The sequence below is a fragment of the Pseudotabrizicola formosa genome, assembly GCF_002900965.1.
GTDB lineage: Bacteria > Pseudomonadota > Alphaproteobacteria > Rhodobacterales > Rhodobacteraceae > Pseudotabrizicola > Pseudotabrizicola formosa.
Genome location: NZ_PJOM01000001.1, coordinates 544,190 through 565,614 on the forward strand (window position 1 = coordinate 544,190; position 21,425 = coordinate 565,614).

Annotated in this window: 21 protein-coding genes; 15 read left to right on the top strand and 6 right to left on the bottom strand. The window is 64.7% G+C overall.

The window, feature by feature from the left end:
* The first annotated feature begins 23 nt into the window (after positions 1-23).
* From CXR43_RS02740 to CXR43_RS02755, 4 genes are all read left to right on the top strand, one after another.
* The gene (locus CXR43_RS02740) at positions 24-2,012 is read left to right on the top strand and encodes an acetate--CoA ligase family protein (RefSeq protein WP_103332487.1); all 1,989 of its coding nucleotides are present in this window, start codon (positions 24-26) and stop codon (positions 2,010-2,012) included.
* A gap of 3 nt (positions 2,013-2,015) precedes the next feature.
* Positions 2,016-2,810: a carnitinyl-CoA dehydratase gene (locus CXR43_RS02745; RefSeq protein ID WP_435530779.1), complete on the top strand. Its 795-nt coding sequence runs from the start codon at positions 2,016-2,018 to the stop codon at positions 2,808-2,810.
* Positions 2,811-2,861: 51 nt separating this feature from the next.
* Positions 2,862-3,335, top strand: a complete 474-nt coding sequence (locus CXR43_RS02750) for an OsmC family protein (protein WP_103332488.1) — start codon at positions 2,862-2,864, stop codon at positions 3,333-3,335.
* A 92-nt stretch (positions 3,336-3,427) separates the two neighbouring features.
* The gene (locus CXR43_RS02755) at positions 3,428-5,041 is read left to right on the top strand and encodes a GMC family oxidoreductase (protein WP_103332489.1); all 1,614 of its coding nucleotides are present in this window, start codon (positions 3,428-3,430) and stop codon (positions 5,039-5,041) included.
* 114 nt (positions 5,042-5,155) lie between these two features.
* Here the strand turns inward: CXR43_RS02755 and betC are convergent, their stop codons facing one another.
* Positions 5,156-6,685 carry a choline-sulfatase gene (gene betC / locus CXR43_RS02760; RefSeq protein WP_103332490.1) on the bottom strand — a complete coding sequence of 510 codons (1,530 nt, stop codon included), beginning with the start codon at positions 6,683-6,685 and terminating at the stop codon, positions 5,156-5,158.
* A 114-nt stretch (positions 6,686-6,799) separates the two neighbouring features.
* Here betC and CXR43_RS02765 point away from each other — a divergent pair, with 114 nt between their 5' ends.
* The 5 genes from CXR43_RS02765 to CXR43_RS02785 all read left to right on the top strand — a co-directional run bounded on the left by CXR43_RS02765 (position 6,800) and on the right by CXR43_RS02785 (position 14,079).
* Entirely contained in the window at positions 6,800-8,812 is a 2,013-nt protein-coding gene (locus CXR43_RS02765; RefSeq protein WP_103332788.1) for a CocE/NonD family hydrolase, read from the top strand.
* A gap of 119 nt (positions 8,813-8,931) precedes the next feature.
* A complete protein-coding gene (locus CXR43_RS02770) occupies positions 8,932-10,515 on the top strand; it encodes an ABC transporter substrate-binding protein (RefSeq protein WP_103332491.1) in 1,584 nt (527 codons plus the stop codon).
* Between the two features lie 12 nt (positions 10,516-10,527).
* The gene (locus CXR43_RS02775) at positions 10,528-11,484 is read left to right on the top strand and encodes an ABC transporter permease (RefSeq protein ID WP_103332492.1); all 957 of its coding nucleotides are present in this window, start codon (positions 10,528-10,530) and stop codon (positions 11,482-11,484) included.
* Complete coding sequence (locus CXR43_RS02780; protein ID WP_103332493.1) at positions 11,481-12,293, top strand: ABC transporter permease; 813 nt, start codon at positions 11,481-11,483, stop codon at positions 12,291-12,293. Before CXR43_RS02775 ends, CXR43_RS02780 begins: the two co-directional genes overlap by 4 nt.
* A 151-nt stretch (positions 12,294-12,444) precedes the next feature.
* On the top strand, positions 12,445-14,079 hold the full coding sequence (locus tag CXR43_RS02785; RefSeq protein WP_103332494.1) for an ABC transporter ATP-binding protein: 1,635 nt from the start codon (positions 12,445-12,447) through the stop codon (positions 14,077-14,079).
* Between the two features lie 73 nt (positions 14,080-14,152).
* Here the strand turns inward: CXR43_RS02785 and CXR43_RS02790 are convergent, their stop codons facing one another.
* From CXR43_RS02790 to CXR43_RS02810, 5 genes are all read right to left on the bottom strand, one after another.
* The gene (locus CXR43_RS02790) at positions 14,153-14,899 is read right to left on the bottom strand and encodes a class II aldolase and adducin N-terminal domain-containing protein (protein ID WP_103332495.1); all 747 of its coding nucleotides are present in this window, start codon (positions 14,897-14,899) and stop codon (positions 14,153-14,155) included.
* Entirely contained in the window at positions 14,896-15,822 is a 927-nt protein-coding gene (locus CXR43_RS02795) for an alpha/beta hydrolase fold domain-containing protein (RefSeq protein ID WP_246831256.1), read from the bottom strand. Before CXR43_RS02795 ends, CXR43_RS02790 begins: the two co-directional genes overlap by 4 nt.
* Before the next feature lie 231 nt (positions 15,823-16,053).
* Complete coding sequence (locus CXR43_RS02800) at positions 16,054-16,260, bottom strand: cold-shock protein (protein WP_100197370.1); 207 nt, start codon at positions 16,258-16,260, stop codon at positions 16,054-16,056.
* Between the two features lie 199 nt (positions 16,261-16,459).
* Positions 16,460-16,669, bottom strand: coding sequence for a hypothetical protein (locus CXR43_RS02805; RefSeq protein WP_146036457.1), 210 nt, complete (start codon positions 16,667-16,669; stop codon positions 16,460-16,462).
* 146 nt (positions 16,670-16,815) lie between these two features.
* Complete coding sequence (locus CXR43_RS02810; protein ID WP_103332497.1) at positions 16,816-17,700, bottom strand: LysR family transcriptional regulator; 885 nt, start codon at positions 17,698-17,700, stop codon at positions 16,816-16,818.
* A 334-nt stretch (positions 17,701-18,034) separates the two neighbouring features.
* Between CXR43_RS02810 and ffh the strand changes: the two genes are divergently transcribed.
* The 6 genes from ffh to rimM are packed head-to-tail and all read left to right on the top strand — an operon-like array spanning position 18,035 to position 21,425.
* Positions 18,035-19,528 carry a signal recognition particle protein gene (gene ffh / locus CXR43_RS02815; protein WP_103332498.1) on the top strand — a complete coding sequence of 498 codons (1,494 nt, stop codon included), beginning with the start codon at positions 18,035-18,037 and terminating at the stop codon, positions 19,526-19,528.
* Positions 19,525-20,031, top strand: coding sequence for a GNAT family N-acetyltransferase (locus tag CXR43_RS02820; RefSeq protein ID WP_103332499.1), 507 nt, complete (start codon positions 19,525-19,527; stop codon positions 20,029-20,031). The genes ffh and CXR43_RS02820 overlap by 4 nt, the downstream gene beginning before the upstream one ends.
* Positions 20,028-20,330 carry a chorismate mutase gene (locus CXR43_RS02825; protein WP_103332500.1) on the top strand — a complete coding sequence of 101 codons (303 nt, stop codon included), beginning with the start codon at positions 20,028-20,030 and terminating at the stop codon, positions 20,328-20,330. Before CXR43_RS02820 ends, CXR43_RS02825 begins: the two co-directional genes overlap by 4 nt.
* 59 nt (positions 20,331-20,389) lie before the next feature.
* Positions 20,390-20,743, top strand: coding sequence for a 30S ribosomal protein S16 (gene rpsP, locus CXR43_RS02830; protein WP_103332501.1), 354 nt, complete (start codon positions 20,390-20,392; stop codon positions 20,741-20,743).
* Positions 20,744-20,751: 8 nt separating this feature from the next.
* Positions 20,752-20,922 (top strand): hypothetical protein, encoded by a 171-nt coding sequence (locus tag CXR43_RS17815; RefSeq protein WP_168219725.1) that lies wholly within the window; start codon positions 20,752-20,754, stop codon positions 20,920-20,922.
* The gene (gene rimM, locus CXR43_RS02835; RefSeq protein ID WP_103332502.1) at positions 20,919-21,425 is read left to right on the top strand and encodes a ribosome maturation factor RimM; all 507 of its coding nucleotides are present in this window, start codon (positions 20,919-20,921) and stop codon (positions 21,423-21,425) included. The genes CXR43_RS17815 and rimM overlap by 4 nt, the downstream gene beginning before the upstream one ends.

The window sequence follows — 21,425 nt, forward strand, 5'->3', positions numbered from 1 at the left end:
TGCCACAGAGTGCGAGGCCGCAGATGACGCGGCTTTCCCGCCTTCTGCGGCCGCGCTCGATTGCTGTTCTGGGATCGGTTTGGGCGGAGAATGTCATCGCGCAATGTCGCAAGATGGGGTTTGCCGGGGCGGTCTGGCCGGTGCATCCGACGCGCGACAGCCTTGGTGGGTTGCCGGCCTTCCGGTCCGTGGCAGATTTGCCGGAGGTGCCGGATGCCACGTTTATCGGCGTGAACCGCCATGCCACGCTGGATGTGGTGCGCGAACTGGCCGCCCTGGGGGCGGGCGGGGCGATCTGTTTTGCCTCCGGTTGGGAGGAGGCGGGGGAATCGGGGTTGCAGGCGCAGCTTGTTGCTGCGGCGGGAGAGATGCCGGTTCTGGGGCCGAATTGCTACGGGCTGATCAATTATCTCGACGGGGCGCTGTTGTGGCCCGATCAGCATGGCGGGCGGCGGGTGGAGCGGGGGGTGGCGCTGCTGTCGCAATCATCCAATATCGTGATCAACCTGACCATGCAGGCGCGCGGGTTGCCGGTGGCCTATGTTGCCTGCGTCGGCAATGCGGCGCAGGTGGGCCTTGCGGAACTGGCAGCGGCGCTGGTGGCGGATGACCGGGTGACGGCGCTGGGCATGTATGTCGAAGGGGTCGACGATGCCCCTGCTTTGGCACGGCTTTCGGCTGAGGCCGCCCGGTTGGGCAAGGGGATTGTCTGCCTCAAATCCGGCAAGACCGAGTTGAGCCGGGTGGCGGCGGCGTCGCATACGGCCTCGCTCGCCGGAGAGGCGGCGGTGTCCTCGGCCTTTCTGCGCAAGGCGGGGATTGCCGAGGTGGCGACCTTGCCGGAATTGCTGGAGACCTTGAAGATCTTTCACGTTCATGGCCGGGGCTTGGGTCCGCGTCTGTGCTCGCTGTCCTGTTCGGGCGGCGAGGCGGGGTTGGTGGCGGATCTGGGGGCGGCTGCGGGCGTGGCGTTTGCGGCCCCGCCCGAGGCGCAGCGGGCGCGGCTGGGCGAGATCCTGGGCCCGATCGTGACCATCGCCAATCCGCTGGATTACCATACCTTCATCTGGGGCGACGGGCCGCGCACCACCGATGTCTTTACCACCATGCTGTCGGGCTATGACGCCGGGGTGTTCATCATCGACCCGCCACGTCCGGACCGCTGTGATCCGTCCTCCTTTGAGCCCGCCCTAGAGGCGATTGTGGCGGCGGCGCAGGCGACCGGCAAACCTGCCTTTCCGGTGGCCTCCCTGCCGGAAAATTTCGACGAGGCCCTGGCGGACCGGCTGATGGCGCGGGGTGTGGCGCCATTGATGGGGCTGGAGGCGGCGCTGGGGGCGATCCGGGCGGCACAGGGCGTGTGGGGGACAGAGCCTGATGTGCCATGGACCGCACGGGGGGCGCGGGATGTTGCGCTGTTGGATGAGGCCGCGGCGAAGGCCGTGTTACGGACGGCGGGGGTGGCGGTGCCTGTGGGGGTCAGTGCCCCGACTTTGGCGGGGGTGAGCGTGGGCGCGGCGGGGCTCCGGCCGCCGCTGGTGCTCAAGGGGCTGGGGTTTGCGCACAAGACCGAGGCCGGGGCGGTACGGTTGGGGCTGGCCTCGCTTGACGGGCAGGCAGAGATGCCGGGGGCGACAGGCTATCTGGTCGAGGAGATGGCGGTGGGCGCGGTGGCCGAGATGCTGGTGGGGCTGCGGCGCGACCCGGTCTATGGCGTGGCCTTGACGCTGGGCATGGGCGGGGTGACGGCGGAGCTGTTGGCCGATACGGTGACGCTGGTGCTGCCTGCCAGCCGGGATGAGGTGCTGTCGGCCATGCGGCGGTTGCGGCTTTGGCCACTGCTCGACGGGTATCGCGGGCGGGTGCCCGCCGATGTGGGCGCGCTGGCCGATCTGGTCGGGCGGCTGTGCGATCTGATGGCGGATGACACATTTGAAGAGATCGAGCTGAACCCGGTGCTGGTGTTTGCGCAAGGGGTGGTGGCGGTCGATGCGTTGATACGGAAAGGATAGGCGATGGAGATGCTGGACGAGGGTCCGATCCGGACACGGGTGGAGGGCGCGGTGCTGGAGGTGACGCTGGACAGGCCGAAGGCGAATGCCATCGACCTTGTGACCAGCCGGATCATGGGGCAGGTGTTCCGTGCCTTTCGGGATGAGGATGCCTTGCGCGTGGCGATCCTGCGGGCCGAGGGCGAGAAGTTCTTTTGCCCTGGGTGGGATCTGAAAGCGGCGGCGGGTGGCGATGCGGTGGATGGTGATTACGGCGTGGGGGGCTTTGGCGGCTTGCAGGAATTGCCGAACCTCAACAAGCCGGTAATCGCGGCGGTCAACGGCATCTGCTGTGGCGGCGGGCTGGAACTGGCGCTGTCTTGTGATCTGATCCTGTGTGCGGAGCATGCGACCTTTGCCCTGCCCGAGATCCGGTCGGGCACGGTGGCGGATGCGGCCAGCATCAAGCTGCCCAAGCGTATCCCCTATCATGTGGCGATGGACCTGTTGCTGACCGGGCGCTGGTTTGATGCCGAGGAGGCGCTGCGCTGGGGGATCGTGAAGGAAATCTGCCCGGCGGAGGTGTTGCTGGCCAAGGCCTGGGATCTGGCGCGGCTGCTGGAATCCGGGCCGCCGCTGGTTTATGCGGCGATCAAGGAAGTGGTGCGCGAGGCCGAAGCCATGCGCTTTCAGGATGCGCTGAACCGGGTGACCAAGCGGCAGATGCCGACGGTGGACCGGCTCTATTCATCGCAGGATCAGCTGGAGGGGGCGCGGGCCTTTGCCGAAAAGCGCGATCCGGTCTGGACGGGGCGGTGAGGGTTTTTGGCCTCAAAGATGAATATTGGAGCCAAGAGGAAAGGGCAGGCCATGGCATCGCATGACTATAGCAGCCGGATCGTCTGGACCGGCAACAGCGGTGCGGGCACGCGCAGCTATAAGGGCTATGCCCGGACCTGGGACATCGCAGTGCCGGGCAAGCCGGTGGTGCCCTGTTCCAACGATCCGCTGCTGGGCGGCGATCCGGGGCGGATGAACCCGGAAGATCTGCTGCTCTCGGCGCTCTCGGCCTGCCATATGCTGTGGTATCTGCATTATGCTTCCGAAGCCGGGATTGTGGTGACGGGCTATGAAGACACGCCTGTCGGGGTGGGTGAGATCGGGCCGGGCGGCGCGGGGCGGTTTGTCCGGGCGGAGTTGCGGCCTCTGATCACCCTTGTGCCGGGGACGGATGTGGCGGTGGCCGAGGCGATTCATCACCGCATTGCGCAGGTGTGTTTCATTGCGCGGTCGGTGGCCTTTCCGGTCACCCATGCGCCGCGCTTTCGGTTCGCGCCTGCGTGACATGACAGGAGCGCGACACGAGGTGTCGGATTTGCGCAAGTGGTTGTGTGGGCCGCGACTAGTCTGACCCTTTGATGAGCAGCCGGGGCAGTATGGAAGACAGCGATTACATCATCGTGGGTGCAGGATCGGCGGGCTGTGTGCTGGCCGACAGGCTGACGGCGAGCGGCAGGCACCGGGTCACCTTGATCGAGGCGGGCGGCAGTGACCGGCGGTTTTTCGTGCAGATGCCGCTGGGCTATGGCAAGCTGTTCTACGATCCGGCGGTGAACTGGATGTACTCGGCCGAACCCGACCCCGGGCTGGCGGGGAACAAGGACCATTGGCCAAGGGGGAAGATCCTTGGTGGATCATCGTCCATCAATGCGATGGTCTGGATCCGGGGGCACCGGGCGGATTACGAAGACTGGGGGGCTGCCGCACCCGGCTGGGGCTGGGAGGATTGCCTGCCCGCCTACCGCCAGATCGAGGATACCGAGGCCGGGGCCGATGCGTGGCGCGGGCGGGGCGGGCCGCTGTCCATATCCGCCAACCGGCAGGGGCTGCATCCGCTGGTGGGCGATTACATCGCCGCCTGCGGGCAGGCTGGGCTACCGGAGAACGCGGATTTCAACGGGGCCGAGCAGGAGGGGGCTGGCGTTTACCAGATGACCATCAAGGGCGCGCGGCGCAATTCCACCGCGCGGGCCTTTCTGCGCCCGGCGATGCGGCGGGCCAATCTGCGAGTGGTGACCCATGCGCAGGTGACGCGGGTGATTGTTGAAGCGGGCCGCGCGGTGGGGGTGGAATTGCGGCGCGCGGGCCGGGTGGAGACCTTGCGCGCGCGGGGCGAGGTGATCCTGTCGGGCGGGGCGGTCAACAGCCCGCAGCTGTTGCAGCTGTCGGGCATCGGGCCGGGGGCGCTGTTGCAGGGGATGGGCCTGCCGGTGCTGGTGGACAACGCCAATGTGGGGGCGCATCTGAGCGACCATCAGGGCATCAACTATACCTGGTCGATGCGGGTGCCGACCTATAACGATGTGCTGCGGCCCTGGTGGGGCAAGGCCTTGGCCGGAATGCAATACCTGCTGGGCGGGCGCGGGCCGCTGGCCAAGTCGATCAACCATGCCGGCGGGTTCTTCCGCACCGATCCAGAGCTGACCCGGCCCAACATGCAGCTTTACATGCAGGCGTTTTCCACCCTGATCCCGCGCAATGGCGAGCGGCCGATCCTGTCACCCGATCCGTGGTCGGGCCTGTCGCTGGGGCTGTCGAACTGCCGCCCGACCTCACGCGGGGAGATCCGGCTGGCCAGCCCCGATCCGCTGGCGCATCCGGTGATTCGGGCCAATGCCTTTGCCACCAATCATGACGTTGAAGAGATGTTGGCAGCGGTGAAGTTCCTGCGCAAGATTGCCGCGCAGCCGGCGATGGCGCGGCTGATCAAGGAAGAGTTGCGGCCCGGCCCGGCGATTGCATCGGATGAAGACCTGATCGCCGATTTCCGGGCGCGGTCTGGCACCGTCTATCACCCGTCCTGCACCTGCCGGATGGGGGCGGACCCCGCGACCAGCGTGCTGGACGAGCGGCTGCGGGTGCGCGGGGTGGCAGGGTTGCGGGTGATTGATGCGTCGAGTTTTCCCAATATCATTGCCGGAAACACCAATGCCCCCGCGATCCTGATGGGATGGAAGGGGGCGGAAAAGGTGCTGGAAGATGCACCGTGAGCCGGGTGCCGCCTCGGGGGGCATCGAGCCCCCGCTCGGCGGCGTTGCCACGGAAGGCGGCGACCGGTCGGGTGCTGCCCGGCCGGGGGCAGCGCTGCGGTGGTGACGCGGGCGCTATTCTCCGCGGGGAAAGCGCTTGCTGTCTTCCAGCACGTTGAGGTCCATGTGGTTGCGCATGTAGCGTTCAGAGGCGGCGCGCAGGGGTTGGTAATCCCAGGGGAAATAGGCCCCGTTGCGCAGCGCCTCATACACCACCCAGCGGCGGGCCTGGCTTTCGCGCACGGCCGAGTCAAAGCGGGGCAGATCCCAGCGGGCGGCGGCGGCCTTGCGGAAATGCGCCAGCACGGGGGCGGCGCGCGGGTCTGTGGCGAGGTTGTCCCGTTCGTCGGGGTCGGCGGCAAGATCAAAGAGCTGGTCGGGATCTGCGGGGCAGTGGATGTATTTCCACGCCCCTTCGCGCAATGCGACCATCGGGGTGATCGTGCCCTCTGCCGCGTATTCCATGGCGACCATCGGCCGTGTGCCGGAGCTGGCCACCGCCGTCAGATCGACACCATCGGTCCAGGGCATCACCTCGGCCATGTTGACGCGGGCGAGGGCGGTGAGGGTTGGGGTCAGGTCGATGGTGGAGACCGGATCGGTGAACAGGCCGGGGGCAAGGCTGGGGGCGGAGATCATCAGCGGGACGCGGGAGGACCCTTCAAAGAAGTTCATCTTGAACCACAACCCGCGTTCGCCCAGCATTTCACCATGATCCGACAGGAACACCACCACCGCATCCTGCCGCGTGGCTTCCAGCACGGCGAAGATTTCGCCGATCTTGTCATCAACATAGGAGATATTGGCGAAATACCCTTGCCGGGCCCGGCGGATCTGATCGGGGGTGATGTCAAAGGCGCGCCAGTCGCAGGCATCCATCAGGCGGCGGGAGTGGGGGTCCTGATCGGTATAGGCGATGGGGTCGGGCGGGGCGCATTCGGGGGCGCCGTCATAAAGATCCCAGTATTTGCGGCGGGCGACAAAGGGATCATGCGGATGGGTGAAGCTGACCGTCAGGCACCAGGGCCGGGGATCGGCCCCCCGCGACAGATCGTAGAGTTTCTGTACCGCCTGAAACGCCACATCATCATCATATTCCAGCTGGTTGGTGATCTCGGCCACGCCGGCACCCGTGACCGAACCAAGGTTGTGGTACCACCAGTCGATCCGCTCGCCGGGTTTGCGGTAATCCGGCGTCCAGCCGAAATCGGCGGGGTAGATGTCGGTGGTCAGCCGGTCCTCGAACCCGTGCATCTGATCGGGGCCGACGAAATGCATCTTGCCCGACAGCGCGGTGTAATAGCCGGCGCGGCGCAGGTGATGGGCATAGGTGGGAATGTCGGAGGCGAATTCGGCGGCGTTGTCATAAACGCGGGTGCGGCTGGGCAGTTGGCCCGACATGAAGGAGGCCCGCGCCGGCGCGCAGAGCGGCGAGGCGGTGTAGCAGTTCTGGAACCGCAGCGAATGCTGTGCCAACCTGCGCAGATGAGGCGTGTGCAGAAAATCGGCCGGACCATCCGGAAACAGGGTGCCGGTCAGCTGGTCGACCATGATGATCAGGATATTGGGACGGTTGGTCGCTGCATCAGTCTGGGCATCGGTCATTGTTGGGGTCGTCCTTCGGGCTTTGGGTCTGGGCACAACGGTGTTGCGCATGTCTGACCCTGTCTTGAACGCTTGCGACAGCTGCAGGCCAAATGCGCCATCAAGGGAAATCGCATGAAAACAGTTAATAAGTTTCCTCAAAACATTGTCGAATTTGAGGATATGGGGATCGAGATGCCGGATGGCACGCGGCTTTCGGCGCGGGTCTGGATGCCGGAGGGGGCCGAGCGCGCGCCGGTTCCGGCGGTGCTGGAATACATCCCCTATCGCAAGCGTGACGGCACCCTGCCGCGCGATGAGCTGATGCACCCCTATGTGGCAGGGCATGGCTATGCCTCTGTCCGCGTGGATATGCGCGGGAATGGCGACAGCGAAGGGCTGATGGCCGATGAATACACGGCGCAGGAATTGCAGGATGCCTGCGATGTGATTGCCTGGCTGGCGGCGCAGCCGTGGTGCTCGGGCGCGGTGGGGATGATGGGCAAAAGCTGGGGCGGGTTCAACTGTCTGCAGACCGCGTTCCTGCAGCCGCCTGCGCTGAAGGCGGTGATCTCGGTCTGTTCAACGACCGATCGCTTTGCCGATGACATCCATTTCAAGGGGGGGTGTCTGTTGGGCGAGAATTTTGGCTGGGGGGCGGTGATGCTGTCCTTTTCCAGCCGTCCGCCGGACCCGGTGCTGCGGCCGGACTGGCGGGCGGACTGGCTGGCGCGGCTGGAGGCGGAGCCATGGCTGGCACCGCGCTGGGCGGCGCATCAGGCGCGGGATGACTATTGGAAACACGGGTCTGTCTGCGAAGATTTCGCCCGGATTCAGGTGCCGGTGCTGTCGATCGGCGGTTGGGCGGACAATTACATGAACACGGTCGATGCGCTGGTGCGCCATGCGGGGGCTAAGGGCATCGTCGGGCCTTGGGTGCATCAGTACCCGCATACGGCAGTGCCGGGGCCTGCGATCGGGTTTTTGCAAGAGGCGGTGCGCTGGTGGGACCGGTGGTTGAAAGGGATCGAGAACGGGGCCGAGGCAGATCCGGCAATGCGGGCCTATATGCTGCATTCCGCGCCCCCTGATGCGAGCGCCCGGCACCGGGCCGGGCATTGGGTGGCGGAGGCCGACTGGCCGAGCCGCACGGTCTCCGAGCGGGTTCTGACCCTGTTGCCGGGGCGCGAACCGGACGCGGGGGTGGCCTATCTGGGTCAAGGTCAAGGGGCCGCTCTTTCCAGGATTGTGTCATCATCGCAACATCTTGGGCTGTCGGCGGGAGAGTTTTTTCCGATGGGTCTGAATGCCGAAATGCCCGGCGACCAGCAGGAGGATGATGCGCAAAGCCTGTGCTTTGACGGCGATGTGCTGGAGGCCCCGCTCGCGCTTTTGGGCGCGGCGCGGCTGCGGTTGCGGCTGAGGTCTGACCAGCCGCTGGGCTTTGTGGTGGCGCGGCTGTGCGATGTGGCACCCGATGGCCGTTCGGTCCGGATTGCGCATGGCATGCTGAACCTGTGCCACCGGAACAGCCGGGAACACCCGGAGCCGATGGCGCCGGGAGAGGCGCAGGAGGTGGAATTTGATCTGGACCAGATGGCCTACCAACTGGCCCCCGGCCACCGCTTGCGGCTGGCGCTGTCGAATGCGTATTGGCCCTTTGTCTGGCCATCGCCCGCGCAAGGCAGGCTGACGATCACCCAAGGCAGCTTGACCCTGCCGCTGCATCAGGGCGGCACCGGTTGGCAGCCGCCAGAGCCGGAAGCGGCCCCGGCTTGGGCACACCGGGTGCTGCGCAAGGGGAGGTCATCGCGCCATGTCGAGACCGACATGATCACCGGCACGCGAAGGTTGTGCGTGGTGGAGGACAGCGGCGATGTCGAGAACCTGACCCATGGGCTGTGCACCGGCGAGACATTGACGGAACGCTGGGAAATTCATCCGGATGATCCGTTGTCGGCACAGGCCACCCATGTCTGGGAACAGCGGTTGTCGCGCGGCGATTGGCGCGTGAGGACCGAGGCGAAGGCGGTGATGACCTCTGACATGTCGCATTTGCACATGCAGGCCAGGCTGACCGCCTGGGAGGGCGACAACGTGATCTTTTCACGCGAATTCAACGAAAAGGTGCCGCGACGCTTTGTCTGAAAAAATCACGATCACGGGGCACGAATCGTTGCCCCGTGGCAAAACACCCGTTTCTATTGACTCACCAGTCAACAAAACCGGCGCGGGGTTAACCGCAGCCATTCAGGGAGATGACCAGAATGACCGACCAGCTTGACCGTATGATTGCTGCCGCAAAGGCAGGCCGCATGTCGCGCCGCGACTTCGTGGGGCGCACCACTGCACTGGGGGTGTCCGCCGGGCTTGCCTCGGCGCTGTTCACCAAAGCCGCACATGCCCAGCCCAAAAAGGGCGGGCTGATCCGCATGGGGATGCAGGGCGGCGAGTCGACCAACAGCCTTGATCCGGCGCTTGCCGCGTCGCCGGTGCCCTTTGCCATCAATATGAGCTGGGGGGAAATGCTGGTGAACGTCGGCGCGGACGGCGCGCTGCAGATGCGGCTTGCCGAAGAGGTCAGCGCCAATTCCGATGCGACCGAATGGCAGTTCAAGATCCGTCAGGGCGTGGAATTTCAGAACGGCAAGACCGTGACGGCAGAGGATGTCGTGGCCACCCTGCGGCGGCATACTGACGAAAAGTCACAGTCCGGTGCGCTGGGCATTGTCCAGGGCATCAGCGAGATGTCGGCCAGTGGCGATATGGTGACGCTGAAACTGGCCAGCGGAAATGCCGACCTGCCTTTCCTGCTGGCCGATTATCACCTTGTCATTCAGCCCAATGGCGGTGTGGACAACCCGACCGAAGGTGTGGGTGCAGGCCCCTACAAGGTGGTGGTGCATGAGCCGGGCATCCGCCACGGGTTCGAGAAATTCGCGAATTATTGGGACCCGGAGATTGGCCATGCCGATCAGGTCGAGATTCTGGTGATCAACGATGGCACGGCCCGGACCGGCGCGCTGCAATCGGGTCAGGTTCACATGATCAACCGGGTGGACCCCAAGATTGCCGAACTGTTGAAGCGTGCGCCGGGGGTGCAGGTCAAGAACGTGCCGTCGCGCGGGCATTATGTGTTCATCATGCATTGCGACAAGGCCCCGTTCGACAACAACGATCTGCGGATGGCGCTGAAGCTGTCGGTCAACCGGCAGGAGATGGTGGACAAGATTTTGGGCGGTCTGGGCAGCATCGGCAACGACTTCCCGATCAACGCGGGCTATCCTTTGTTTGACGACACCATTCCGCAGCGGGAATTTGACCCGGCGGCGGCGGCGGATCACTATGCGAAATCCGGCCATGACGGCAGCCCGATCGTGCTGCGTGTGGCGGCAGGTGCCTTCCCCGGCGCGGTCGAGGCTGCTCAGCTGTTCCAGCAATCGGCGAATGCCGCCGGCATTCCGCTGGAAATCCAGCGCGAGCCCGATGACGGCTATTGGTCGAATGTCTGGAATGTGGAACCGTTCTGCGCCAGCTATTGGGGCGGTCGCCCGGTGCAGGATCAGATGTATTCCACGGCCTATCTGTCCACTGCCGACTGGAACGACACAAGGTTCAAGAACGCCAAGTTTGACGAGCTGCTTCTGGCGGCGCGGGCAGAGCTGAACGACGAGACCCGCAAGGCAACCTATTCGGAAATGGCCCGGATGGTGCGCGACGAGGGTGGCCTGATCCTGCCGATGTTCAACGACTTTGTCGAGGCGATCCGCGACGAGGTTCAAGGCTGGGAAGAAGACCCGGTGCACGAGCTGATGAACGGCCGCGCCCATGTTCGTTGCTGGCTGGCATAAGGACGGCCGCGCGTGCATCCGGTTTTGACTCTGGTGGTCCAGCGCGTTGCGCTGGGCCTGCTTTTGCTGCTGGCGGTGTCGGCGGTGATTTTCCTGGGCGTGGCGGCGCTGCCCGGGGATACGGCGCAGGCCATTCTGGGGCAGTCGGCGACCCCGCAGGCGCTGGCCAATCTGCGCGCCGAAATGGGGTTGGATCAGCCGCCGCTGACCCGCTATTTCCAGTGGCTGGGCGGGGTGCTGACCGGTGACCTGGGCACCTCTATTTCCAACGGGACCGATATTGCCTCGGCCATCGGCCAGCGGCTGGGCAATACGCTGTTTCTGGCCGCCTGGGCGGCGGTGATCTCGGTGCCGCTGGCGATCCTTCTGGGGCTGGTGGCGGCGCGCTATAACGGGCGCTGGCCGGACAAGCTGATTTCAGGGGCGACGCTGTCGGCGATCAGCCTGCCGGAATTCGTGGTGGGCTATCTGGTGCTGTATTTCCTTGCGGTGAAATGGCAGCTGTTCCCTTCGGTCGCCATGGTGTTTCCCGGCATGGGGATGATGGACCGGCTGAACGCGGTGATCTTGCCGGTGATCGTGCTGGTGCTGGTGGTGCTCGCCCATATGATGCGGATGACGCGGGCGGCGATCCTGAACGTGATGCAATCGGCCTATATCGAAACGGCCGAGCTGAAGGGCCTGTCGCCGATGCAGGTGATCTGGCGCCATGCCTTTCCGAATGCCATCGCTCCGGTGGTCAATGTGGTGATGCTGAACCTTGCCTATCTGGTGGTGGGTGTGGTCGTGGTCGAGGTGGTCTTTGTCTATCCCGGCATGGGGCAGTATCTGGTGGACCATGTGGCCAAACGCGACCTGCCGGTGGTGCAGGCGGTGGGGCTGATCTTTGCCGCCGTCTATATCGGGCTGAACATTCTGGCGGATGTGATTTCCATCCTTGCCAACCCAAGGTTGAGGCACCCGAAATGAGGATACCGATTTCCGCCTTGATCGGGATGGTCTTTACGGGGGCCTTCTTTCTGGCCGCGATCTTCGCGCCTCTGGTTGCCCCGTATGGCATGGCTGAAATTGTCGGTGGGGTCTGGGATCCTGCATCATCGGCCCATTGGTTCGGCACCGATGCCATTGGCCGTGATCTGCTGAGCCGGATGATCTATGGCGGGCAGACCACCATCTTCGTTGCCTCTGCCGCGACGATCCTGAGCTTTACCCTGGGGTCGGTGCTGGGGTTTTCCGCGGCGGTGGCCGGGGGCTGGGTTGATCAGGGCTTGAGCCGGATGGTCGATCTGATGATGGCGATTCCGTCGCTGATCCTGGCGCTGGTGATCCTGTCGGTGCTGCCGGTGACGCTGACGGTGCTGATCGTGGTGATGGGGCTGCTGGATGCGACGCGGGTGTTCCGTCTGGCCCGCGCCGTGGCGGTGGACATCACGGTGATGGATTATGTCGAAGCCGCACGCCTGCGCGGCGAGGGCTGGGCCTGGATCATCTTTCGCGAGATCCTGCCCAATGCGCTGTCGCCCTTGGTGGCAGAACTGGGACTGCGGTTCATCTTTGCGGTGCTGTTCATCTCGACCCTGTCGTTCCTCGGCCTTGGCGTGCAGCCACCCCTGGCGGACTGGGGTGGGATCGTGAAGGAAAACGCCTCGGGGCTGGTCTATGGCATTCCGGCCGCGCTGATCCCGGCCTTTGCCATCGCGGCGCTGGCGATTTCGGTCAATCTGGTGGCCGATTGGGTGCTGTCGCGCACCACAAGCCTGAAAGGCGGGCGCGGATGACCGGGCGTCTGGTTTTGCTGAAGATGCCGGGGGGGTTCACACCCCCCCAGCCCGTTGGTTTCTTGAACCAATGGCGGAACCAACGGGCAACCCCCGTGGGATATTTGAGAACAGATAATGAAAGAGGCGCAGAGTTCTTGGAGGATGGGGCATGAGTGACGCACTGTTGCAAATCCGCAATCTGCGGATCGAGGCCACCTCTTATCCGCCCGGCGAGGCCCCACGCGATGTGGTGCTGGTGGATGATGTCTCGGTTTCGGTCGAAAAGGGGAAGGTGCTGGGGCTGATCGGCGAATCCGGCGCGGGGAAGTCCACCATCGGCCTGTCTTCGATGGCCTATGGCCGGGGCGGGGTGCGGTTGACCGGCGGGACGATCACGCTGAACGGGCGCGATATCCGGCTGGCCGATGCGCGGGCGCTGCGCGCCCTGCGCGGGCGCGAGGTGACATATGTCGCGCAATCGGCGGCAGCGGCGTTCAACCCGGCGATCAAGCTGATGGATCAGGTGATCGAGACCTGTCTGGCGCATGATGTGATGGGGCGGGCGGAGGCAGAAGCGCGGGCGGTGATGCTCTTTGCCCGGCTTGGCCTGCCGGAGCCGGAGCGTTTCGGCCAACGCTATCCGCATCAGGTGTCGGGCGGGCAGTTGCAGCGGGCGATGACGGCGATGGCGCTCTGCCCCAAGCCTGACCTTGTGATCTTTGACGAGCCGACAACGGCGCTGGATGTGACCACCCAGATCGAGGTGCTGGCCGCGATCAAGGAGGCGATCCGCGACACCGGGGTGGCGGCGCTGTATATCACCCATGATCTGGCGGTGGTGGCGCAGGTGGCCGATGACATTCTGGTGCTGCGCCACGGCAAGCGGATCGAATATGGCGCGACCGAGCAGATCATCACCGCGCCGAAGGAGGCCTATACCAAGGCGCTGGTATCGGTGCGGTCCATCGAGCATGTCGAAAAGCCCGATGCACCGGCGGTTCTGGAGATTCAGTCTGTCACGGCGCGCTACAAGGGCACGAATTTCGATGTGCTCAAGGCCATCACGCTGGATCTGCCCGCCGGGCAGACCCTGGCCGTGGTCGGCGAAAGCGGATCGGGCAAATCGACGCTGGCGCGGGTGATCACCGGGTTGTTGCCGCCAGCGCAGGGGCGCATCCGCTTTGCCGGACGCGACCTTGCGCCGGATCTGGCGGCGCGGACCCGCGATGATCTGCGCGAGGTGCAGATGATCTATCAGATGGCCGATACGGCGATGAACCCGCGCCAGACCGTGGGCACCATCATCGGGCGGCCGCTGGAGTTCTACTTTGGCCTGAAGGGCGAGGCAAAGCGCAAGCGCATTCAGGATCTGCTGGAGCAGATCGAGATGGGCAAGGGATTCATCGACCGCTATCCGGCGGAACTGTCGGGCGGGCAGAAGCAAAGGGTCTGCATCGCCCGCGCGCTGGCGGCCAAGCCGAAGCTGATCATCTGTGATGAGGTGACCTCGGCGCTGGACCCGTTGGTCGCGGATGGCATCCTGAAACTGCTGCTGGCCCTGCAGGCGGCAGAGGGGGTGGCCTATCTGTTCATCACCCATGACCTTGCCACGGTGCGCGCGATTGCCGACCGGATCGCGGTGATGTACCGCGGCGAGGTGCGGCGCTATGGCACGAAGACCGATGTGCTGACCCCGCCATTTGATGATTATACCGAGCTTTTGCTGTCCTCGGTTCCCGAGATGAAGATGGGCTGGCTGGAAGGCGTGCTCGACAGCCGCAAAATGGAAGCTGCCGGAAACTGAGGCGCGCGCCGGCGCTCTGGAAGGCTGATGGCGGACCAGTTGCGCCTTGCCCCGTCGATCCTGACGCGTCGGGTCAGTTGGCGTAGCCGGGGGCCTCTGCGTCAAGAATGGCCCTGATCTCGCGCAGGTGGTCTTCGGCATAGCCGGGATAGGTTTCCCATTCCCGGGCGGTTTTCTCGGCGATCTCGTCCGGCAGGATGCGGAGCGGCTGGCCGGTTTGCAGGGCGCGGATATAGGTTTCGGCCGCGCGTTCGAAGTAATACAGCCGGTTGAAGGTTTCGGCCACGGTCGCCCCGACGACCAAGACGCCGTGATTGCCCATGATCAGCGTGGTGATCTTCGGGTCGGACAAAAGCTGCACGCAGCGCGCCGCCTCCTCTTCAAAGGCCATGCCGCCGTAGTGGTCGTCGACGACGGTTCTGTTGTGGAACATTGCCGTCGTCTGATCGATGGCGGGCAGGCGGCTGTCCTTCAGGCTGGCCAGCACCGTGGCGTGGATCGAATGGACATGCATCGCACAGCGGGCATGCGGACAGGCGCGGTGCAGGCTGCCATGCAGGCCCCAGGCGGTGGGATCGGGCGCATCAGGCCGGTTCAGGGTGCCGGGGTCGTTCGCGTCAATCTCGATCAGGCTGCTGGCGGTGATCCGGCTGAAATGGCGCCCGGCGGGGTTGATCAGAAAGCGGGTGCCATCGTCGCTGACCGCCAGGCTGAAATGGTTGGCGACGGCCTCGTGCATGTTCAGCCGGGCGGTCCAGCGGAAGGCTGCGGCCAGGTCGGTCCGGGCGGTCCAATGGGTCTGGTTGGGCAGATCTTTCATGACATATCTCCGGGGTGCCATTGGCCTTTGGCCATGGCGGACAGGGTATCGGTGACGCGGGCAAAGCTGGCCCGGGCGCGGGCGACAGTGTGGCGGGCGCGCAGGTGGCCGTGGACAAGGCCGAGGTCGGTGATGGCAACGGCCTTCCCGCCAGCGGCGGTGATGCGGGCGGCATAGGCGGCGGCATCATCGGCCAGCGGGTCACATTCCGCCGCAAGGGCAAGCGTGGGGGGCAGGCCAGAGAAATCGCTGGCCATCAGCGGTGCCGCCGTAGGGTCGTTGCGGTCTGCGCCCCGGATGCGGGCATAGAACGCGACATCATCGGCCGTCAGCATCGGGGCCTGCGCATGGCGCTGGTAACTGGCCCCGCGCCCGCCAAGGCCGGGATAGATCAGCACCTGCCCCAATACGCGCGGGTCGGACAGGGCCGCCGCGACCGCAGCCGCAAGCGCGCCTCCGGCGCTGTCCCCGGCCAGCAGGATGGGCCCCGGCGTGGCGCGGGCGACCGCGAGGCAATCTTCAAAGGCGGCGGGGTGCGGGTGTTCGGGACACAGGCGGTAATCGACAGCCAGCACCGAAAGCCCGGTTGCGGCGCAAATCTCGGCGCAGACATCATCATGGCTCTCCAGCCCGCCCACGACAAAGCCGCCGCCATGGAAATAGATCACAGCCGGAGCCCGGCCCTGATAGCGGCGGCAGCGCACCCCTGCCACGTCTTCATCCTGCGCGGTCACGCCAGGGGGATGACCGTTGTGAAAGCCCTGGCACATTGTGTCGTAAATGTGGCGCTGATCCGCGATGGAGAGCGCGGCGGTGTCCGGCGGATAGGCGGCCTCGGTCTGGCGGATGAAGGCCCAGGTTTCGGCGTCGATCAGGCGCTGATACTCCGGCAGGGTGATGGGGCTGTGCATGGGTTCTGGCATGGCGCAACTGTGACCTGCGTCGCGACGTGTCACAAGAGATTTCCCGCGCAGCAGCCCTTGGCGGCTGGTGTGGCCCCTGCGGATGTTTTGCGAGGGGCGAGGGGCGCAAGAGAGAGAGAGAGAGAGAGAGAGAGAAAGAAGCCAGGAAAAAGGGCGCAGCCAAAGGTGCGCCCCAGTCCGTCAGCGATCCGTGTCGTCCGTTTTCCGCTCTGCGCTGCGCGCAGATGCAGATCAGGACAGCGACAGATTGGTTGCGGATTCACGCCCGTCGCGGCCGGCTTCGATGTCGAAGGTCACGGCCTGGCCATCTTTCAGGCCACGCAGACCGGCACGTTCCAGCGCGGTGATGTGGACGAAGACGTCTTTCTTGCCACCCTCAGGGGCGATGAAGCCGTAGCCCTTTGTTTCATTGAACCATTTCACGGTGCCCTTGGCCATCGTGAAGTCTCCCGTAGTAACGCCGCCCGCGGGATTGCGGCGGCCCGGCGCAGTCAGCTGATCGTCGATTGCTGTGGCCGTGAGGCGAAGACAGTGGTCGAAATAGTTAACGTCGCCAATAAAATATGAGGTCGGACAGGCAAAAAGGCAAGAATATTTGCGCAGGCGATGCACAGGGCGGGGGGCGTCCCGTCCAAGGTCAGGCGGCGCTGGCGTCAGCGGTCATCGGCTTTGTCGAGGCTGCCGCGTCGCGGCGCAGGATGAGAGCGAGGCCAAACACCAGACTTGCAATTCCGACGCCAGACCAGATGGCCAGCGCGGTCAGCGCCCCCGAGTCAAAGACGACAAGCGACACAAGCGCGACCCAAAAACCGACCATTCCCCCCGCAAGCGCGAAAACAACTGCCATCCTATTCCCCTGTCTCTGCTGGTCTGAGACTCGGGCCGGATTGTGGCAGGAATGTGGCAGGGCCTTGCGGGCGTGGCGCCGGATTTTTCAAACTTTATGCGTGCTGCCGTCATCCGACAGGGCTTGTGCAGGCCACAGGCACTGTTTCAGACGGGCCAGGATTTGGCGGCTTCCTTCAGATGCGTCAGGAACGCCTGTACCTTGCGGGTGCGGTGCAGGTCCACATGGGTGACGATCCACAGCGGCGCATCCCATTCCGGGCGGGGCGGCAGGATCTCTATCAGGTTTTCGGCGACTTTCTGTTTGTAGGCTGCCACAAAGCCGATGCCCGTGCCCTGATGCACGGCTTCTTCGATGGCGGCCGGTTCTGTTCCCCGGAAGCTGATGGCACTGGCAGGTACCGTGCTGCGCAGCCAACGGTAGAATGGCGCGCGATTGGCCTCGTTGTCGACGCAGACAAAGCGGTGGTTGGCAAATTCGGATTCGTCCTTTGGCTGGCCATGCCGCGCAACATAAGATTTCGACGCGTAAAGCCCCGTCCGGATATGCGTCAGCGGCTGCGCCACATTGTCTGGTTCTTCCGGGGCGGCCCCGGCACGGATGGCAACATGGGCCTCGCCATAATCCAGCCGGAACACCCGCATATCGGTCAGGAACCGCACCTGCACCAGCGGATACTGTTCCTGAAACGAGGCAAGCACCGGGACCAGCAGATCAGCGATGCCGGAGATCGAGGTGACAGTCAGCTCCCCCGCGACCGCTTCGCCCTGTCCCTTGATGCGGCTGGACAGCTGGGCAAACTGCTCTTCGGTGGTTTGTGCCACGATCAGCAGGTCGCGGCCTGCCTCGGTGGGGGTGTAGCCGCGGGCGTGGCGCTGAAACAGCCGTGTGCCAAGGGTGCGTTCCAAGGCGTCGATGTGGCGGATGACGGTCGCATGATGCACGCCCAACACCTCGGCCGCACCGGACACCGTGCCCAGACGGGCCACCTGAAACGCGGTTCTGATTTCATCCCAGGCCGGTTGTGCCATGGTCGGGCTCTCTTCTTGCAGGCGGATAAAGATGGGTCAATGCTGTGCATTGGTGCACAAGGTGGCGTCAAACTTTTGTACTGTAAAGAAATAATCTTGTGCAGAGCGCCCCTCGCCAGCTTTATTCCAGGGGCCGGCCCCGCGGTTTGGCTTCGGGCTCTGGCCGCTGCCGGGCGATGGCTTGACTCGCGCCGTCATGCGGCCTATCAGGCGGGGAATTCCCCGGAGGCTGTCGCTTCCGGTCCCTTGGCTTTGCCGGGATCGCCATCTGCCAGCGCGTTGCGCCCGCAGGTGCCCTTGGTCATTGCTGTAACGCCCTTTGCGGGAGACGACCATGTTCGAGAGCCTTTCAGACCGCCTTGGCAGCGTCTTTGATCGCCTGACCAAACAGGGCGCGCTGTCCGAGGCCGATGTGATTGCCGCCCTGCGCGAAGTGCGGGTGGCGCTGCTGGAGGCCGATGTATCGCTGCCGGTGGCGCGCGATTTCATCAAGCGGGTGCAGGAGAAGGCGACCGGGTCGGCGGTGACGAAGTCGATCACCCCGGGGCAGATGGTCGTCAAGATCGTCCATGATGAGCTGATCCGGGTGCTGGCGGGGGATGAACCTGCGGACGCGCTGAAGATCGACAACCCGCCTGCCGCCATCCTGATGGTCGGTCTGCAAGGCTCGGGGAAAACCACCACCACCGCCAAGCTGGCCAAGCGGTTGAAGGACCGCAATGGCAAGCGGGTGCTCTTGGCCTCGCTCGACACCAACCGCCCGGCGGCGATGGAGCAACTGGCCATTCTGGCGGGGCAGGTCGGCGTGGACAGCCTGCCGATCGTCAAGGGTGAGTCAGCGGTGCAGATCGCGCGGCGTGCGAAAACGCAGGCCGCGATGGGCGGCTATGATGTGCTGTTCCTCGATACCGCGGGCCGGTTGCACATTGACGAAGTGCTGATGGATGAAGTGCAGGCGGTGCGCGACATCGCCCAGCCGCGCGAAACGCTGCTGGTTGTCGATGGCCTGACCGGTCAGGACGCGGTGAACGTGGCCGCCGAGTTTGATGGCAAGGTCGGCATTTCCGGCGTGGTCCTCACGCGGATGGATGGCGACGGGCGTGGCGGTGCGGCTCTGTCGATGCGGGCGGTGACCGGCAAGCCGATCCGTTTCGTCGGCCTTGGCGAGAAGATGGATGCGCTGGAGACCTTCGAGGCCGAGCGCGTCGCGGGCCGCATCCTTGGCATGGGCGACATCGTCGCGCTGGTCGAACGCGCGCAGGAAACGTTTGAGGCCGAACAGGCCGAGCGCATGGCGCGGCGGTTCTCCAAGGGATTGTTCAACATGAACGACCTCAAGGGCCAGCTGGAGCAGATGCAGAAGATGGGCGGCATGCAGGGTCTGATGGGCATGCTGCCGGGCATGGGCAAGATGGCAAAGCAGGCCGAAGAGGCTGGCTTTGACGACAAGATGCTGCGCCGTCAGGTGGCGCTGATCAACTCGATGACCAAGAAGGAACGCGCCAACCCCGACCTGCTGGCCGCCAGCCGCAAGAAGCGGATCGCGGCAGGCGCGGGGCTGGAAGTGTCAGAGCTGAACCGTCTGCTGAAACAGCACAAGCAGATGGCCGAGATGATGAAGAAGATGGGCAAGGGTGGCGGCATGAAGCAGGCCATCAAGCAGATGATGGGCAAGGGCGGCATGCCCGACCCGTCCAAGATGTCGCCCGCCGAGCTGGAAGCTGCTGCCAAGGGCATGAAAGAGTCGATGGGGCAGGGCGGGTTTCCCGGCATGCCGCGTGGCATGAGCCTGCCATCGGGCCTGTCGGGGCTGATGAAGAAGAAATGACCCCGCCCGTGCTGCATACCCAGCGCCTGACCCTGCGTCCCCCTGTCATGGCCGATTTCCCGGCCTATGCGGCGTTCTGGGCGTCGGACCGGGTTGTCTATATGGGCGGGCCGAGGGATGCGGCGGGGGCGTGGTTCTGGTTTTGCCATGATGTCGCGCAATGGGCGCTGCTGGGCCATGGCGCGCTGATGATGGATCTGACGGCCAGCGGAAAAACCGTGGGGCAGGTCAGCCTGAATGGCGGACCGAAATTTCCCGAGGTTGAACTGGGTTGGCAGGTCTATCACGGGCACGAAGGCCAGGGCTATGCGACCGAGGCGGCGGGCGCGCTGCGCGACTGGGCCTTTGCCAGCCTGCCTCTGTCGTCGCTGGTCAGCTACATCGACGCAGACAATGCCGCATCGATCCGTGTGGCACAGCGATTGGGGGCCGAGCGTGATGCGGCGGCACCCCGCCCGGACCCGGAAGATCAGGTTTGGCGCCATGCGAGGGGGACTCTATGACTGACGCCGCAACTGCCACACGCGCCGCCGAGGTGCTCAAAGAGCATCGCCAGTCGATCGACCGGCTGGATGCCATTCTGGTCTATACGCTGGCCGAGCGGTTCAAGCACACGCAGGCGGTGGGGCGGCTGAAGGCCGAGCACGAGCTGCCGCCAAGCGATCCGTCGCGTGAGGCGCGCCAGATTTCGCGTCTGGAACAATTGGCGCAAGACGCCGATCTGGACCCGGAATTTGCCAAGAAATTCCTGACCTTCATCATTTCCGAAGTCATCAGGCATCACGAGAAACTGCAAAAGTAACCCGGGAAGGCGGGGTGAACCCCGCCCTACCCAAGCGACAAACCTTAAGGAGACTACCCATGGCTGTTAAAATTCGTCTGGCACGCGGCGGTTCGAAAAAGCGCCCGCACTACTCGATCGTTCTGACCGACTCGCGCAACCCGCGCGATGGCCGTTTTCTGGAAAAGCTGGGCGTTTATGACCCGATGCTGAACAAGGACGACGAAAAGCGCGTTGTCATGAACATCGACCGGATCAAGGAACTGATGGCAACCGGCGCGCAGCCGACCGATCGCGTGACCCGTTTCCTCGAAGCCGCCGGCGTGCTGGACAAGAAGGTCCGCAACAACCCGAAAGCAGCGGTGCCCGGCAAGCAGATGGCAGAACGCGCTGCCAAAAAGGCCGCTCGCGCCGAAGCCCCAGCCGAAGAATAATCGGCCTGATGATCCCCGGCCTTGGCCTGGTGCGCCGGTCCATCACGCTTGCCCTGTGCGGGGCGGCGTTCTGGGCCGGCATGAATGTTTCCCGCATCCAGAGCCAGACGGCCTGTCTGGATGCGGGGGGATCGTTTGATCCGCGCGGATTTTGCAGCACAGGGGTGTCTTTGCCATGACGAATGACCGGATCTGTGTCGGCTCTATTGCAGGGGCCTTTGGCGTTCAGGGCGAGGTGCGGCTGAAATCCTTTTGCGCCGAACCCGAGGCGATTGCGGCCTACGGGCCGCTCTACACCGCGGATGGCAGCCGCAGTTTCGACGTGAAGCTGACCCGGCCGGTGGCGGGCGGGCTTGGCGCGCGGATTGCGGGTGTGGCGACCAAGGATCAGGCGGACGCGCTGCGTGGCACCGATCTCTATGTCGACCGGGCGCGTCTGCCGTCTTTGCCGGATGATGAATTCTACCACTCCGACCTGATCGGTCTGGAGGTCTATGACACCGGAGGCGTGTTGCTGGGGGCGCTGCGGGCCGTGCACAATCATGGCGCGGGCGACCTGCTGGAGGTCTATGCACCGACCCGCAAGCAGCCCCTTCTGATCCCCTTCACCAAGGCGGCGGTGCCGACGGTCGATCTGGCCGCACGGCGCATCGTGGCGGATCTGCCCGAGGGGCTGGAGTAG